A 15,669-nucleotide genomic window follows, 5' to 3' on the forward strand; every position below is an offset into this window, starting at 1 on the left:
TTCATCCACCCATTCGCGATGGTGGATAAGAAAAGCGTTAGCTACGCGCCCCGATCCACCCTACCCGGATTCGTAAATTCCGAATTGCATCCGGCTACGCGCTGATCGGTAGCTAAAGCAGCCACGATTTATGTAGGGGCGGCCCATGGCCGCGATAGGTCATACAGACCAGAAACATCGCGGGCATGGGACTGGGCGTCCCCCCGCTCCTACAAGTTGTAGCCTGCGTCAGACCAGCCTTGCATCCAGGCTGTTCTGCGCCAGGCGCTTGGCCTGCTCCTGGGTCATGCCCAGGCTGTCGTGCAGGGCGGCGAAGTTTTCGGTGACGTAGCCGCCGAAGTAGGCCGGGTCGTCCGAGTTCACTGTCACCTTCACCCCGCGCTCAAGCATCTGCAGGATGTTGTGCTGGCGCATATCGTCGAACACGCAGAGCTTGGTGTTCGAGAGTGGGCAAACAGTCAGCGGAATCTGCTCATCGATGATGCGCTGCATCAGCCGCTCGTCTTCAATGGCGCGTACGCCGTGGTCGATGCGCTCGATCTTCAGCAGGTCCAGGGCTTCCCAGATATATTCGGGAGGGCCTTCCTCGCCGGCGTGGGCCACGGTCAGATAGCCCTCGCTGCGCGCTTTGTCGAACACCCGCTGGAACTTGCTCGGCGGATGGCCCATCTCCGAGCTGTCGAGACCGACGGCGATAAACGCATCGCGGAATGGCTTGGCCTGCTCAAGCGTTTTGAACGCTTCTTCTTCGGACAGATGGCGTAGAAAACTCAGGATCAAACCGTGGCTGATGCCCAGTTGTTTCTCACCATCGACCAGCGCCTGCTTGATCCCGCGCAGTACTACTTCAAAGGGAATACCGCGATCCGTGTGGGTCTGGGGGTCGAAGAAGGGCTCGGTATGAATGACGTTCTGTTCTTTGCACTTGAGCAGGTAGGCCCAGGTCAGGTCATAGAAGTCCTGCTCGCTGCGCAGCACGTTGGCACCGGCATAGTAGAGGTCGAGAAATTCCTGCAGGTTGTTGAAGGCGTACGCACTGCGCAGCGCCTCGACGTCGTTCCAGGGCAGGGCAATCTTGTTGCGCTCGGCCAGGGCAAACAACAACTCGGGCTCCAATGAACCTTCCAGGTGCAAGTGCAGTTCAGCTTTGGGTAGGGCGTTGAGCCAGTCGTACATGGTCGGGTCTCGTTTTCAGGCGTGGTCGCGACAAAGTTTAACCGCAAGGACAGGATTCGCCGAATCGGTCTAGTAGGGTGGACATCGCTTTTTATGTCCACCATGCGGGCTCGGCAAGGAATCGATGAAGAAGCGTCAGCTCCGCGCTTCGGCTTCTATGAGGTGTTTCGCTGCGACAGGGCTTACAACGGCTGCAGCGCACTCCGTCCACGGCTGATATCCGCCAGCAACTGCTGCAGCTCGGCTACCCGTGGCGCGGGGATGGCCAGCTGCAGGTCGGCACCTGTGGCGTCGTAGTCTTCGCGCTCCAGCAGGCAGTCGAGTTCCGCCAGGCGCGCCTTGAGCAGCGGCAGTTCGGCGAACAGGCAATGGCAGCGGTACTGCCCGCGGGCCACCAGCTCGATGCGCGGTGCGCTTTGCAGGCATTTGTTGGCGCTGCCGCCGTAGGCGCGAGCCAGGCCGCCGGTGCCGAGCTGGATGCCGCCGTAGAAGCGGATTACCAGCACCACCACCTGATCCATCTCCTGGGCTTCGATGGCTGCGAGTATCGGCCGCCCCGCAGTGCCGCCAGGCTCGCCGTCATCGTTGAAACGGTACTGCTGACGAACCTTCCAGGCCCAGCAATTGTGGCTGGCGCTGGCATCGCTGTGCGTGGCGATGTACGCCTGCGCCTCGGCCGCGCTGGTAACCGGCGCGGCGAGGGTGATAAAGCGACTTTTGCGAATCTCCTCGCGGTACTCGCAAGGGCCGAGCAGGGTAAAGGGCATTAGGCGTCTTTGGTCGGCGGGGTCAGGCCGCAGCCCTTGAGGATAATGCGGGTCAGGTTGTCGCCAGCTTCTTCATAGTCCTGTTTGGTTAGCCGCGCGCGACCAGTAACACGGCAGATCTGCGAGGCAAAGTCGGCGTAGTGCTGGGTACTGCCCCACAGCAGGAAGATCAGGTTCACCGGGTCTACCGGGTCCATCTTGCCGGCGGCGCTCCAGGCGGCGAATACCGCAGCGCGGCCACGGAACCAGGCTTGATAATCCTGATTGAGCATCTGCGTGAGGTGCTCGCCACCGCTGATCACTTCCATCGCATAGATGCGCGAGGCTTTCGGGTTGCGGCGGGAGAATTCCATCTTGGCGCGGATATAGCCGGCTAGTGCGGTGGCCGGGTCGTCGTCCACGGTCAGGTTGTTGAAGGTGCTGTCCCACAGTTCGAGAATGTTCGCCAACACCGCCTGATACAGGCCCAGCTTGTTGCTGAAGTAGTAATGCAGGTTGGCTTTCGGCAGCCCGACGTTCTGCGCGATGGTGTTCATACTGGTGCCTTTGAAGCCGTGCTTGGCGAACTCTTCTTCGGCGGCCTTGATGATCGCTTCTTCGTTTTTCTGCCGAATTCGGCCGGCAGGTTTGGTCGTCGGATCGGCTCGGTGCGCAAGTACTTCAACAGTCATGGGCGGTTCCGCAGTGGTCAGGTTTTCGGACGACAGCACTGATACCCCAGCGCCGCGTGGGTGACAAGCGCAAGGGGCAGAAAAACTGACCCAGGTACGCTACAGCCGGGCTTTTGCACCAGGGTTGTGCATGCCAATGGCGCGCTGCAGTGCTTTTGCGGCTGGCGGTGAGCTTGGGCTACGAGAATTGGCTAGGGCGAATCGGGCGCGTAACTAACGCCTTTTTCATCCACCACCGCTATTGGTGGATGGGGGAAGCGTCATCCACTCTACGTTGTCGCAGATATTGCGCATGAACGTAGGCATTACGGGCCTCAACCATGCGGCTCAGGGTTCGTCTGTGCTGCGCTCTGCTCCCTGCGCCCTCCCAAGTACCAGCCCAGCGCGCCCCAGGCGGCTGCGCACATAGCGCCGGCTACAGCGGCAATCAGTACGCCGTTGGCGAGCATATCGAGCAGGGCCTTGGCCCAGGCGCTGACGGCGTCGCCGCCGCGATAGACCACGGTGTCGATAAAGTTCTTGGCCTTGTACTTACTCTCGGCATCCAGCGGGGCGAAGAGCATTTCCCGGCCGGGACGCACGAAAGCGTATTCACCGACCCGGCGCACAATCATCAGCGCCGCGAGCATGGCGAAGGTCGGGGCCAGAGCCAGGCCGATAAAACCCAGACAGACCAGCAGCGGCACCCCGGCGAGCAAGGCGCGGATGCCGAAGCATTGGGCGATGCGCCCGGTGATAAACAGCTGCGCGAGCAAGGACAGCGCCTGCACGCAGAAATCGATCAGGCCGAATACGCGGATCTGCTCGTTGCGCTCGGGGAACGTCTCCGCCACCAGGCGCGCCTGCTCGAAGTAGAGGAAGGTGCTGGCGGTGGCCAGCAGAATGACGAAGGCGCTGATGCCCAGCAGATAGGGCGAGGCGAGCACGCGGGTCAGGCCGCTGAATGGATTACCCAGCACCGGCTGGCGCGGGCTTTCGCTGGCCGGTGCCCCCGGCCGACCGGCGCCGCCGATGGCGCGCCAGGCCATCAACTGCTGTTTGGCCAGGATCGCGATGCCCAGCAGCGCTGCCGCCAGGAGGATCAGCCCGCTCTGCCCGAGACGCTCAATCAGCAGCGCGCCGACTGCCGGCCCGGCCAAGCCGCCGCAGCTGGCCCCGGCGGCGATAAAGGCGAACAGGCGCTTGGCCTGGGCGCTGTCGAACACATCGGCCATCAGGCTCCAGGCCACCGAGACAACGAACAGGTTGTAGACCGAGATCCACACATAAAACCCCCGCGCCACCCAGATGTCATCGGCGCTGCGCTGAAACAGCGCGGCGAAGGCCAGCAGGTTGACGATAAAAAAGCCGTACACCCAATCGATATAGCGCGCCCGCGCCACCGTCGAGTTAAGCCAGGCGAACAGCGGTACGGCGGCGAGCATCAACACAAAGGTCGCGGTGAATAGCCATTGCAGGTTTTCCACGCCGCCGCGAATGCCCATCGCCTCGCGAATCGGCCGCAACATGAAATAACCGCTGAACAGGCAGAAGAACAGGGCAAACCCGCACAGCGCCGCCAGTAGTTCGCCAGGCCGCGCGTTAATCGCCAGGGCCAGGCGTTGCGCCGGGCTCATCGTCTGGCTTCCACGTCGCGGGCAGCCCCGGACATATCAGCTAAACGCCTGGGCAATCTTCTCGCGCAGCGCCGCATCCGGCAGGCGGCCGATACCGGCCTTGAGGTTGTCGGCCATATAGCGCGGGTTGGAAGTGGCCGGGATCACCACCGTGACCGCCGGGTTGGCGAGGATAAATTTGAGCAGTAACTGCGCCCAGGTTGTGGCGTCGGTCTCTATCGCCCAGCTGGGCAGCGGCTTGCCCTTGACCCGGCTGAGTAATTGACCTCGTTGGAATGGCCGGTTGATCAGCGTCGCGATGCCGTGGTCGGCGCAATAAGGCAGCAGGCGTTTCTCGGCATTACGTTCGCCCACCGAGTAGTTGAGTTGGACGAAATCCACCGATTCCTGGGCCAGCACTTGCAGCAGGTCATCGTGGGCGGATTCGACGTAATGAGTGATGCCGATATAGCGCACCTTGCCCTCGGCTTTCAGCTCGCGCAGTAAGGCCAGCTGGGTGCGGGTGTCCTGCAGGTTATGCACCTGCACCAGGTCAAGCTGGTCGGTTTGCAGTGCGCGTAGGCTGGCCTCGAACTGTGCCATGCCGCGCTCGCGCCCAGTGGCGGAAATCTTGGTGGCGAGGAAGGCCTTGTCCTGAGTGCTGGTGCGTTTCAGCAACTCGCCCGTAACCGCCTCGGAAGCGCCGTAGCTGGGCGCGGTGTCGATCAGCGTGGCACCGCCGTTGATAAAGGTGCGCATCACCGAATCCAGCGGTTCCAGGCTGTCCTCCGTGAGGCTGACATCGAAGGTGCGCGAGGTGCCCAAGCCGATCACTGGCAGCAGTTCAGCACTGCTGGGAATGGGGCGTTTCAGCAGTAAATTGGGATCGGCGTAGGCCAGGGAAGGCAGCCACGGCGTGGCGGCGAGAGCGAGCAGGCTGGCGCTGCCCTGGATAAAGTGACGACGGCTAGGCATAGGGTCCTCCGTGGTGACACTGCATAGCTAAGGGGTCCAAGCCGCGCCAGGCGTGGCTTGGACCGAGCATAGACCTGTGAGTCCCGACGACGCCCAAGGTTACGTCGCCAGTTGTTACCTGGTGTGTCTCTAGCAGGTCGTTGAGAAACTACCTACGTTGGCAATACAGCGTTAAAAACGGCCTCGGCAAGCCGCTTGCGGCTAACGCGCTTCAGCGCGACCCGAAGGGCGAGTGAAACGAGTCATGCTCATTTACAGCTCGTAAACTCGCATGCGAGCCCAGTCCGCTTCCTCGGCGCTTTAACCGGCCTTCGGCTGTTGCTACGTAGCGCCTTGTCATGCCTGCCTCGCCTACCTTTTCAACGCCTGCTACCCGCCTCACGCTTCGGCCAGCGCCTCCAGAAAACTCTCCAGCACCAGATGCGGGCGGCGGCCTTTGCGCGTCACCGAGGCGAGGCTGATGTCATAGAAGCGGCTGGCTGGCTTGAGTACGCGCAGGCGGCCCTGCTGCACCCAGGCCTGCGCATAGTGGTCAGGTAGGTAGCCGATATAGCGCCCAGTGAGGATCAGAAAGGCCATGCCTTCACGGTCCGAGGCGCTGGCGGTGCAATTGAGCGCCTGGTAGTGGCTCTGCACCTCGGGCGGCAGACGGAAGGTTGGGGCGATGGCCTCCTGAGCGTTCAGCCGTTCATCCTCCAACTGTTGATCATCGACATAGAACAGCGGGTGGCCGACCGCGCAGTAGAGCAGCGAGCGCTCGTCATACAGCGGCTGGTATTCCAGACCGGATAGCGCGGTAACCTGCGGTACAACGCCGATATGCAGGCGGCCATCGAGCACGCCTTGCTCGACTTCGCTGGGCGGGGTCATGCGGATATGGATATGCACGTCCGGGCCGCGTTCTTTCAGGCGCGCCAGGGCGTTGGTGATACGCATATGTGGCACCGTCACCAGGTTGTCGGTCAGGCCGATATTCAGCTCGCCGCGCAGGTGCTGGTGCAGGCCGTTGACCTCGGTGCGAAAACTCTCCAACGCCGCCAGCAGCTGCTGGGTGCTCTGGTAGACCTCGCGGCCTTCTTCGGTCAGGGCAAAGCCGGCGCGGCCGCGTTGGCACAGGCGCAGGCCGAGGCGTTGTTCCAGGTCGCTCATCTGCTGGCTGATCGCCGAGCGGCCGATGCCCAAAGCGCTTTCCGCCGCAGAAAAGCCGCCGCACTCCACCACGCTACGAAACAGCTTGAGCAGGCGGATATCAAAGTCGCTGACTTGGGCCAGTGGGTCGGGGCGGCGAGTGCTCATGGTGAGGTGCTCATGGTGAGATCTTTGTTTAGCGAGCGCTTAACTAAAGATAAGAAGAGTCGTGTTTTCCTGACTCTAAGCCCGTGGCACCTTTACTGGCAACAGATTCGACTTTACCGCTTCAATCGCCCACACCGAGGCCACCATGAACATGCCGCAGACCGAAGTCCCGTCCCTGGCCGGCCAGCTCAAGCTGGATGCGCACTGGATGCCGTTTTCCGCGAACCGCAATTTCAAGCGCGACCCGCGCCTGATCGTGGCTGCCGACGGTAACCACTTTATCGACGACAAAGGTCGGCGCATCTTCGACAGCCTGTCCGGGCTGTGGACCTGCGGTGCAGGGCACAATCGCAAGGAAATTCAGGAAGCCGTGGCCAAGCAGCTGGGCACCCTGGATTACGCCCCGGGCTTCCAGTACGGCCATCCGCTGTCCTATCAGCTGGCCGAGAAGATCACCGAGCTGACCCCAGCCGGCCTCGACCATGTGTTCTACACCGACTCCGGCTCCGAGTGCGCCGACACCTCGGTGAAGATGGCCAAGGCCTACTGGCGCCTGAAAGGCCAGCCGAGCAAAAGCAAATTTATCGGCCGCGCCCGTGGCTACCACGGCGTCAATATCGCCGGCACCAGCCTCGGCGGCATCGGCGGTAACCGCAAAATGTTCGGCCAGATGATGGACGCCGACCACCTGCCGCACACCCTGCAATCGCACCTTGCCTACACCAAAGGCATGGCCGAGACCGGCGGCGTGGAGCTGGCCAACGAATTGCTCAAGCTGATCGAACTGCACGACGCCTCGAACATCGCCGCGGTGATCGTCGAGCCAATGTCCGGCTCCGCCGGCGTGCTGGTGCCGCCAGTCGGCTACCTGCAGCGCCTGCGCGAGATCTGCACCCAGCACAACATCCTGCTGATCTTCGACGAAGTGATCACCGCCTACGGCCGTATGGGCAAATGGACCGGGGCCGAATACTTCGGCGTCACCCCGGACATCATCAACACCGCCAAGCAGATCACCAACGGTGCGATTCCCCTGGGCGCGGTGATCGCCTCCAGCGAGATCTACAACACCTTTATGAACCAGGCGATCCCCGAGCACATGGTCGAGTTCGGCCACGGCTACACCTACTCGGGCCACCCGGTCGCCTGCGCCGCCGGCCTGGCGACCCTGGAGCTGCTCAAGCGCGACAACCTGATCGAGCAATCTGCCGCCCTCGCGCCAATCTTCGAAGAGAAGCTGCACAGCCTCAAGGGCAGCAAGAACGTGGTCGACATCCGCAACTGCGGCCTGGCCGGCGCGATCCAGATCAGCCCGCGGGATGGCGACCCGGTGATCCGCCCGTTCGAGGCCGGTATCAAGCTGTGGAACGCTGGTTTCTACGTGCGCTTCGGTGGCGACACCCTGCAGTTCGGGCCAACCTTCAACACTACGCCCGAGCAGCTGGACTCCGTGTTCAACGCCGTCGGCGATGTGCTGAACAGCCTCGACTAGGCGTAGGGTGGATGACGCTGTTTTCATCCACCATTGCGGTATTGGATCAGCCCGGTGGATGGGTGAAGCGTCATCCACCCTACGGCCCCCCCATTTTCCTGCAGGAGCCAGCTGTTCGGCTTCTGCAAAAACAAGATCCGTTATTAAGGAATTGCCATGACCCTCGTTAACCACCTTATCCACGGCGAACTGACTGCCGGCACCGGCCGCAGCGCTGACGTGTTCAACCCGTCCACCGGCGCGGCTACCAAAAAAGTTGCCCTGGCCGACCGCGCCACCATGCAACTGGCCATCGACTCGGCCAAGAGCGCCTTCCCGGCCTGGCGCAACACCCCGCCGGCCAAGCGCGCCCAGGTGATGTTCCGCTTCAAGCAACTGCTGGAGCAGCACGAAGCGACCATCTCCAAGCTGATCAGCGAAGAGCACGGCAAAACCCTGGAAGACGCCGCCGGTGAACTCAAGCGCGGCATCGAGAACGTCGAGTTCGCCTGCGCCGCCCCGGAAATTCTCAAAGGCGAGTACAGCCGCAATGTCGGCCCGAATATCGATGCCTGGAGCGACATGCAGCCAATCGGCGTCGTCGCTGGCATCACCCCGTTCAACTTCCCGGCCATGGTGCCGCTGTGGATGTACCCGCTGGCCATCGTCTGCGGCAACTGCTTTATATTGAAGCCGTCCGAGCGTGACCCAAGCTCCACCCTGTATATCGCCCAACTGCTGCAAGAAGCCGGTCTGCCAAAAGGCGTACTGAACGTGGTGCACGGCGACAAGGAAGCGGTGGATGCGCTGATCGAAGCACCGGAAGTCAAAGCCCTGAGCTTTGTCGGCTCCACGCCGATTGCCGAATACATCTACAGCGAAGGCACCAAGCGCGGTAAGCGCGTCCAGGCCCTGGGCGGCGCGAAGAACCACGCCGTGCTGATGCCCGATGCCGACCTGGACAACGCCGTCAGCGCACTGATGGGCGCCGCCTACGGTTCCTGCGGCGAGCGCTGCATGGCCATCTCCGTGGCCGTGTGCGTAGGCGACCAGATCGCCGATGCACTGGTCGAGAAGATCGTGCCGCAAATCAAGGCCCTGAAAATCGGTGCTGGCACCTCCTGCGGCCTGGACATGGGCCCGCTGGTTACCGGCGCGGCGCGTGACAAGGTCAAAGGCTATATCGACGCCGGTGTGGCCCAGGGCGCAAGCCTGGTGGTCGACGGTCGTGATTTGGTGGTGGCCGGCAACGAAAACGGCTTCTTCGTCGGCGGCACCCTGTTCGACAAGGTGACCCCGGAGATGACCATCTACACCGACGAAATCTTCGGCCCAGTGCTGTGCATCGTCCGCGTCGGCAGCCTCGAAGCGGCCATGCAGCTGATCAACGACCACGAATACGGCAACGGCACCTGCATCTTCACCCGCGATGGTGAAGCGGCGCGGCTGTTCTGCGACGAAATCGAAGTCGGCATGGTCGGCGTCAACGTGCCGCTGCCTGTACCGGTCAGCTACCACAGCTTCGGCGGCTGGAAGCGCTCGCTGTTCGGCGACCTGCACGCCTACGGCCCGGACGGCGTGCGCTTCTACACCCGCAAGAAAGCCATCACCCAGCGCTGGCCGCAGCGCGCCAGCCACGAGGCGGCGCAGTTCGCCTTCCCGAGCAATGGCTAAGTAACACCCAAGGGGGCTGATCGCAGGATCAGCCCCCTTTTTGGATGTGGATGACGACCGTAGGAGCGGGCCATGCCCGCGATCAAGGCCACCACCGAATCGCGGGCATGGGACTAGGCGTCCCCACTGCTCCCCGCAACACGCTTTACGCAACAAACCAGCCGCGCGGGCGCGGCGTTGGTGCAGTGACCGCAGGTTACGGCACCCCTTGGGTGAGCGGGTTCAGGGTTTCCTGACCCGCAAGCCCGCTCTCCCAAGGGCAGCCCACTTCAATTAACAAGGGCCAGCTTACGGGCGTGCGAGCTAGAGAAAAACCAGGCGAGAACGGCTGAGAAAGCGGAGTTTACGAGTTGTAAATGAGCATTTCGAGGCCGTTCTCAACGCAGTTTTTCCGACGCGCAGCCGGTCGTAGGCGGTCCTTAGAGGAGGACTTGCTATGAATAAACCCTTTATTGGCCTACCCCTGTGCCGTTGGCAGCTGACCAGCCGTGATATCGGCTGGTTTCACCTGGTTGGTGAGAAGTACATCCACGCCGTCACCGGCTTCGGTGCCTTCCCGTTGATGATCCCGGCGTTCGGCGACGACCTGGACATGGACACCGTGCTGGATAGCGTCAGCGGCATCATGTTCGGCGGCTCGCTCTCCAACGTGCACCCCAGCTTCTATGGCGACGACCATCCCGGCCTCGGTCTGGCCGACAAACCCCGTGATGCAACCGTGCTGCGCCTGCTGCGCGCCTGTATTGATCGCGGTATTCCCTTCCTCGGCATCTGTCGGGGCATGCAGGAAATGAACGTGCTGTTTGGCGGCACCCTGCACCGCGAAGTGCATGAGGTTGAAGGCCGTCTCGATCACCGTGAGGTGAAGGATGTACCGGACGACGTGGCCTACGGCCCGATGCACAACGTGGCCCTGACCGAGGGTGGTGTGCTGCATTCGCTGTTTGGCGAGCGGCAGATCAAGGTCAACTCGTTGCATGGTCAGGGTGTTGATCGACTGGGTGAGGGCTTGCAGGTTGAAGCCGTGGCCGAGGATGGGCAGATCGAGGCGGTCAGCGTGATTGGCGCCAAGGCGTTTGCCGTTGGGGTGCAGTGGCATCCTGAATATCGCTATTGGGAGAAGGCGGATTACAACGCGCTGTTGGGGGCGTTTCATCAGGCGGCGAGGGAGTATCAGGTTAAAAAATTGGAGAGGAGTAGGACAGGGGCAGTGGCTTAAACGCCGCGCTGTTGATTGGAAAAGGCCCGTCGAGTGATGGGCCTTTTGGTTTATGAATGCTGGGGAGGTAATTAGGTATAGGTATCGCGGTGCTCTATACAGTGATTTTTAACAAACTCCAGCCAAGGCTCGTACCAGTACCATGTTTTGGCAACCATCACGCCAAAGCCATGCGCGATGTTCTTGGCGTCAATTGATTTCCATAGGTCGGTATGGTTGTGAATTTTGAAATTGATGTAGCCGGTATTGTTCATGGCTTCGACAATTTGTGCGGGTAGATATTTTTGTCGTTCAGTTTCCTTGATTACCGTATATGTTGCGTTAATATCTCGCGCGAGCTCAGAGTCTGCTTTTATAAACTCAATTACTTGATCGGCCTGTCCTTTGCGATTTGCTGTTTTTGGTACAAAAAGAACGCGATATGAGAATCGTGGGTTGTTGAATTCTTCGTCATTAAGCTCTGCATCAAAGGCTGTAATGTAAGCACGTATGTTCTCAGGTAACCCGTCTGTATCTGATAGCAAATCAACCTGCTCTCTGCTGAGGGACGAGAACTGTAAGCTAAATGCAAGGTGCTTATCTATCCCTTGCTCTGGGCCGAATAATTCTTTTATTAAATCGTTATAGTTTAAACAGCATGCTTGAAATCTAGCACTCAATAGCTCATCTATGCGGGTGGTCATCTGATGCTCAATTTCGTGTCGAAGACCAATTAAGAATTTCAGATTCTTTGTTGCGTTTAAATCGACCGGGGAGTTTTCGTCGTTTAGACATCGCTCAAGTTCCCAGTGCTTAAAAGCACCTTTTGCGGTTCTGTCGAATTTTCTACGTTGTCCATTGTTTCTGTGGTGGCGGTACTCGATATTATTTTTTCTGTAGTAAGCGTGTAATAAGTATGTCCAAGAAATCATCATGAGTACGATGAATATTTCTGACTTAAACAGCATTGATGGGCTATTAAATATTTGTGCAGCAGCAAGAGCGGATTCCCTGGATTTTTTTATCAATTCTCCAGCGATTGAACCTACTGCACGAATCCTTCTTCTGGGTGCCATTGTTTGTCTTCCCTGCTTGTAGGATGGATTGAGCGTAGCGATGCTTATCAATAATGGCCATTCAGAATCATGGATACACGCAGTCATCAATTTCCGTGCGTTGCCCTCTTGCAGCACTTCCGCCCACGGCATCTCTGCCACCTTTACTAACGGTTCCGCCCTTACGGCGGCTCACTTTTGGCAAACGCCCCAAAAGTAAGCAAAAAGTCTTGCCCCTTGCATGCGGGTCTCGCTGCGCTCGACTTCCCTCGTTCCATCATTGCTCCAGGGGCCGGCGTACAAGGGCCGTCCCTGGCCCTTTGCGCCTCTCGCCGCATCCATGCGGCTCGCTCCCTTCCACAACGATTCCACTCGGCCTCCTGATGGGGCGTTTGGCGTTGTCTGTGAGATTGGGGATGAAAAGCCAAAACCCGTAGGGCGGGTGAAACCCGCGATGCTTTTGCTTTTTGCCTTCCACAAATCGCCCAAACAACGCGGTCCCCGAATCCCGTCAGGAGGCCGAGCGGAGGTGTTGTGGAGAGGGGCGTTTGGCATGGATGCCAAACGAGGAACGATGGGCCAGGGATGGCCCACCGTGACGACCCTCGGAGCAGTGCCGGAGCGAGGGAAGTCTGGCGAAGCCAGACCCGTATGCCGGGTGTGCTTTCTCTTTGGTTACTTTCTCTTTGCACAAGCAAAGAGAAAGTAACTCGCCGTAGGGGCGAAACCATTAATCCGCGTCACCGCTGCTGCGGCGGTAACCCGCGTTGACCCAGCGAGTAGTAATAGGGATCGATGAAGCTTTTTTCATCCACCATTTGGGGCGGTGTTTATCTGTGCTTTGTACTTTGGATTCGCCGTAGATGCGTTTGACGCTGGCGACGCCGTATTGATGGCTTAAAGCCAAACGGTGGCTAGGTAAGAGAGAGCGAGCCAAGCCTATTGCGGCCTCTAGATCACCCAGCGGGCTTCACGTACCACCATGTAGAGAAATCCATTTTCACCGGGGGCTCTATAAGAGCCGATGGCGCCCAGGTGCTTGGCCATCACTGCCGTCATTTCCCAGCCGTCGACCGGGTCTGCCGACCAGGTGGCACAAGCTAGTTTCAGCAAGTTCAATGTGTCACCTAGCTCGCGGATTTCCCGAGACCTGGCCTTGACCAATTCCAGAAACGACTCATTCGCCCAGGCCCACATCCAGGAGTCGGAACTGCTCGAGAAGGTGCCTACGAAATCGACATCACACTCCACCGCCGGTGTGCCCTCATTCGAGAAAATAAGCTTTCCGGTTTCCTGATACCAATCCCAGCGGCTGTGCTCGCCAATCTTGTAGGTGGCCATAAAGCTGCTCTGCTGTTCTTGCAGATAGTTGAAGCTTTCGCTGATCAGCGCATGCAGCGTGTCTTCATCCTGACGCCAATTGAGCTCTCGGATATGGCAATAGCACTCCGCGCACACCAGGCGGATACCTGCAAACGTCTCGGCGCGATCATTCCATTCCCCCTCTTGTTCCAGCACAGCGTCACATTGGTCACACCATGCATCGGGGTAGAGATTGTCTGGGTGCTCCGGGTCGTAACCCACATTGAACCCCTGGTCCCCACTGTCATTGAGATGGTGACAGAGGAACGTGGCTGCGCTGGTTCCATGCACGCCACATTCAACTTTCTGCTCTTCATCACTCATAGCGTTCCCTTAAAAAGAAGTGGGGTAGATGCATCGCCGTAAGGGCGGAAAGCGTAACTGGGGTCAATTCTGTATCAATCGGCCCAATAGTGAATTGGGCCGGGGCTCTGCCGCTTACTTCTGGGCCAGATTCAGCTGGTTATAGTCCTGAATAAACTCGCGCAGGATGTCATCCAGGGCCAGTTTGGTGGACTGCTGGATGGCGTTTTTCATGGCGAAGGAGCCGCCCCAGAACATTTTGCCGCCCTGGCTTTTGCCCTCGACCTTGTAGGTTTTGGAGAACAGCTGCTGTTCGTCGGCGCTGACGTTCACCTTCAAGGTGATGTAGGCGCGGAAGTCGGCGAAGCGGTATTCCTGCAGCTCAAAGCTCAGCAGCGGCAGATCACCACTCTGGCTCGCTTCGAGGCGGCCGAAGGCTTGTTGGACATCCGCCGATTGCAGGGTGCTGTCGAGCATTTGACCGAAGTTCACGATCCACAGGTTGGCATGGCCGACTACGGCGGAGCGGAATTCGTAGTGGTGGCTGCTGGTGGCCGGGCTCAGGGCGTAGGCGGCAGGGCCGTTAGCGCTCGGCAGCTGGCTATCCCCGGTGTTGTTGCTCAGGTAGGCGGGGTAGTCCTCGGCGATGGGGTGCTTGATGGTGCAGCCTGTCAGGGTGGCGAGCAGAGTCAGGGCCAGCAGGTAGGCAATCTTTTTCATGGCGGATCCTTGTCAATACAACGGGTTAGTGCGCAAGGAACGGCCATCTGCTATCGCCCGTCCCTGGGCGGCGCACAGGCTAATGACAATGCGTGGTGATGGCAAATTGATATTTATGATGCTTGGAGTGCTTTTTTTGTAGGTGGCGTTCAGCTAATTAACCCTGCGCTGGCGCGCTAATCAGCCTTAACTATCCTCAACAAGCGCCGATAGAGCGTATTACTGGTCAGCTAGAAGGCGACGTCTCATGCGTATCAAATCCAAACTGCTGGTGAGTTTTCTGGTTGCAACCCTGATTCCGGTTCTGGTGGTGGCGCTGCTGACGATTCGCAATGTCACGCAACAGGCCAAGGAGAACTTCTTGGTATCCAGCAGTCTGGATATGAAGCTGGTGAACAATAGCTTCGCCACCTTCTTTGATTCGGTGGGCTACACCGTTTCCGCCCTGGCGGAATACCCCGCGGTGAAGGATGCCGAGAACGGTGAGCTGACCACCTACTTCGGTGAGGCGCGCAAGCCGGGCGAGGTGGCCACTGCCAATGGTGGGCGCGAGAAGCAGATCTTCGATTACTTCTCCAGCATCGGTAAGAACAACCCCACCTTCGGCTACGTGTACATGAGCGATACCAAGGGCGGCTATGTCGAGTGGCCGGGTACCGGGGATTACGGTGACTGGGACCCGCGTACGCGCGAGTGGTACCCCATTGGTCGCGACGCCAACTTCACCCTGGGCCGCCGCGACGGTTATTACTGGGAGCCGGATGACGCGGTGTATGTCTCGGTGCTCAAGGGCTTCAAGGACAACGCCGGGCAGTTCGCCGGGGTGGTCGCGGTGGATGTGTCGCTCAAGGCGCTCACCGATATGGCGCAGAAGGTGCGCTTCGGTGAAACCGGTTTCCTGATGCTGGCGGAGGGCAGCGGTACCTTGCTGGTGGATGGCCTGAAGCCAGACAACAACTTCAAGAAGGTCAGCGAGCTGCCCGGTGAGCACTTTGCAACCATCGGCAAAACCGAGAACGGTCTGGTCGAGGTGGAGATCGACGGGGTGGCGTATATGGCCAACGTCTATACCTCGCCTGAGCTGGGCTGGAAGTTTGTCGGCTTCAAGCAGGCCGATGAGATTTACGCGAGCGCCCGCGAGCTAACCTGGATCACCCTAATTGTCTGCATCGTGCTGGTGCTGGTATTCGGCGCGGCTGGGGTGATTATCGCTAACCGGATCGTTAACCCGATCAATTTGGTGAAGGAGGGGCTGCGCACCATCGCTCAGGGTGAAGGTGATCTGACCCGTCGCCTAGACTTGCTCAGCAAGGATGAAACCGGCGAGCTGGCCAAGTGGTTCAATCAATTTATCGCCTCGATCCAGGGCATGATCAAGGTGATCAAGGAGAACGCCATCAGCATGG

The 15,669-nt window shown here is 59.6% G+C and carries 12 protein-coding genes and 1 pseudogene; 4 read left to right on the top strand and 9 right to left on the bottom strand.

Annotation, left to right across the window (positions count from 1 at the left end):
- Positions 1 to 228 precede the first annotated feature (228 nt).
- The 6 genes from AACX99_RS13915 to AACX99_RS13940 form a co-directional block, all read right to left on the bottom strand.
- Complete coding sequence (locus tag AACX99_RS13915; RefSeq protein ID WP_339412661.1) at positions 229 to 1,176, bottom strand: adenosine deaminase; 948 nt, start codon at positions 1,174 to 1,176, stop codon at positions 229 to 231.
- Positions 1,177 to 1,358: 182 nt separating this feature from the next.
- Positions 1,359 to 1,943: an IMPACT family protein gene (locus tag AACX99_RS13920; RefSeq protein WP_339412663.1), complete on the bottom strand. Its 585-nt coding sequence runs from the start codon at positions 1,941 to 1,943 to the stop codon at positions 1,359 to 1,361.
- Positions 1,943 to 2,614, bottom strand: a complete 672-nt coding sequence (locus AACX99_RS13925; RefSeq protein WP_339412665.1) for a TetR/AcrR family transcriptional regulator — start codon at positions 2,612 to 2,614, stop codon at positions 1,943 to 1,945. Before AACX99_RS13925 ends, AACX99_RS13920 begins: the two co-directional genes overlap by 1 nt.
- Before the next feature lie 314 nt (positions 2,615 to 2,928).
- Positions 2,929 to 4,230: an NTP/NDP exchange transporter gene (locus tag AACX99_RS13930; RefSeq protein WP_339412667.1), complete on the bottom strand. Its 1,302-nt coding sequence runs from the start codon at positions 4,228 to 4,230 to the stop codon at positions 2,929 to 2,931.
- Positions 4,231 to 4,266: 36 nt separating this feature from the next.
- Positions 4,267 to 5,184, bottom strand: a complete 918-nt coding sequence (locus tag AACX99_RS13935) for an aldo/keto reductase (protein WP_339412669.1) — start codon at positions 5,182 to 5,184, stop codon at positions 4,267 to 4,269.
- Positions 5,185 to 5,562: 378 nt separating this feature from the next.
- On the bottom strand, positions 5,563 to 6,480 hold the full coding sequence (locus tag AACX99_RS13940; RefSeq protein ID WP_339412671.1) for a LysR family transcriptional regulator: 918 nt from the start codon (positions 6,478 to 6,480) through the stop codon (positions 5,563 to 5,565).
- Positions 6,481 to 6,625: 145 nt separating this feature from the next.
- Between AACX99_RS13940 and AACX99_RS13945 the strand changes: the two genes are divergently transcribed.
- The 3 genes from AACX99_RS13945 to AACX99_RS13955 all read left to right on the top strand — a co-directional run bounded on the left by AACX99_RS13945 (position 6,626) and on the right by AACX99_RS13955 (position 10,844).
- The gene (locus AACX99_RS13945; RefSeq protein ID WP_339412673.1) at positions 6,626 to 7,972 is read left to right on the top strand and encodes an aspartate aminotransferase family protein; all 1,347 of its coding nucleotides are present in this window, start codon (positions 6,626 to 6,628) and stop codon (positions 7,970 to 7,972) included.
- Positions 7,973 to 8,128: 156 nt separating this feature from the next.
- Entirely contained in the window at positions 8,129 to 9,625 is a 1,497-nt protein-coding gene (locus tag AACX99_RS13950) for a CoA-acylating methylmalonate-semialdehyde dehydrogenase (RefSeq protein ID WP_339412675.1), read from the top strand.
- Positions 9,626 to 10,061: 436 nt separating this feature from the next.
- Positions 10,062 to 10,844: a gamma-glutamyl-gamma-aminobutyrate hydrolase family protein gene (locus AACX99_RS13955; RefSeq protein WP_339412677.1), complete on the top strand. Its 783-nt coding sequence runs from the start codon at positions 10,062 to 10,064 to the stop codon at positions 10,842 to 10,844.
- 71 nt (positions 10,845 to 10,915) lie between these two features.
- Here the strand turns inward: AACX99_RS13955 and AACX99_RS13960 are convergent, their stop codons facing one another.
- From AACX99_RS13960 to AACX99_RS13970, 3 genes are all read right to left on the bottom strand, one after another.
- On the bottom strand, positions 10,916 to 12,031 hold the full coding sequence (locus AACX99_RS13960) for a DUF3644 domain-containing protein (protein WP_339412679.1): 1,116 nt from the start codon (positions 12,029 to 12,031) through the stop codon (positions 10,916 to 10,918).
- 798 nt (positions 12,032 to 12,829) lie between these two features.
- Complete coding sequence (locus AACX99_RS13965; RefSeq protein WP_339412681.1) at positions 12,830 to 13,564, bottom strand: DUF6882 domain-containing protein; 735 nt, start codon at positions 13,562 to 13,564, stop codon at positions 12,830 to 12,832.
- 114 nt (positions 13,565 to 13,678) lie between these two features.
- Positions 13,679 to 14,263: a hypothetical protein gene (locus tag AACX99_RS13970; protein ID WP_339412683.1), complete on the bottom strand. Its 585-nt coding sequence runs from the start codon at positions 14,261 to 14,263 to the stop codon at positions 13,679 to 13,681.
- A 247-nt stretch (positions 14,264 to 14,510) separates the two neighbouring features.
- Between AACX99_RS13970 and AACX99_RS22225 the strand changes: the two are divergent.
- Positions 14,511 to 15,617: pseudogene (locus AACX99_RS22225) on the top strand (HAMP domain-containing protein); the annotation flags it as partial.
- Positions 15,618 to 15,669: the final 52 nt, after the last annotated feature.

The sequence above is a fragment of the Pseudomonas sp. EA_35y_Pfl2_R5 genome, assembly GCF_963970805.1.
Taxonomy (GTDB): domain Bacteria; phylum Pseudomonadota; class Gammaproteobacteria; order Pseudomonadales; family Pseudomonadaceae; genus Aquipseudomonas.

Bases quoted from the DNA above. Each gene is read 5' to 3' on its own strand.
- AACX99_RS13915 (WP_339412661.1), bottom strand. From the start codon at position 1,176: ATGTACGACTGGCTCAACGCCCTACCCAAAGCTGAACTGCACTTGCAC.
- AACX99_RS13920 (WP_339412663.1), bottom strand. From the start codon at position 1,943: ATGCCCTTTACCCTGCTCGGCCCTTGCGAGTACCGCGAGGAGATTCGC.
- AACX99_RS13925 (WP_339412665.1), bottom strand. From the start codon at position 2,614: ATGACTGTTGAAGTACTTGCGCACCGAGCCGATCCGACGACCAAACCT.
- AACX99_RS13930 (WP_339412667.1), bottom strand. From the start codon at position 4,230: ATGAGCCCGGCGCAACGCCTGGCCCTGGCGATTAACGCGCGGCCTGGC.
- AACX99_RS13935 (WP_339412669.1), bottom strand. From the start codon at position 5,184: ATGCCTAGCCGTCGTCACTTTATCCAGGGCAGCGCCAGCCTGCTCGCT.
- AACX99_RS13940 (WP_339412671.1), bottom strand. From the start codon at position 6,480: ATGAGCACTCGCCGCCCCGACCCACTGGCCCAAGTCAGCGACTTTGAT.
- AACX99_RS13945 (WP_339412673.1), top strand. From the start codon at position 6,626: ATGAACATGCCGCAGACCGAAGTCCCGTCCCTGGCCGGCCAGCTCAAG.
- AACX99_RS13950 (WP_339412675.1), top strand. From the start codon at position 8,129: ATGACCCTCGTTAACCACCTTATCCACGGCGAACTGACTGCCGGCACC.
- AACX99_RS13955 (WP_339412677.1), top strand. From the start codon at position 10,062: ATGAATAAACCCTTTATTGGCCTACCCCTGTGCCGTTGGCAGCTGACC.
- AACX99_RS13960 (WP_339412679.1), bottom strand. From the start codon at position 12,031: ATGCCGTGGGCGGAAGTGCTGCAAGAGGGCAACGCACGGAAATTGATG.
- AACX99_RS13965 (WP_339412681.1), bottom strand. From the start codon at position 13,564: ATGAGTGATGAAGAGCAGAAAGTTGAATGTGGCGTGCATGGAACCAGC.
- AACX99_RS13970 (WP_339412683.1), bottom strand. From the start codon at position 14,263: ATGAAAAAGATTGCCTACCTGCTGGCCCTGACTCTGCTCGCCACCCTG.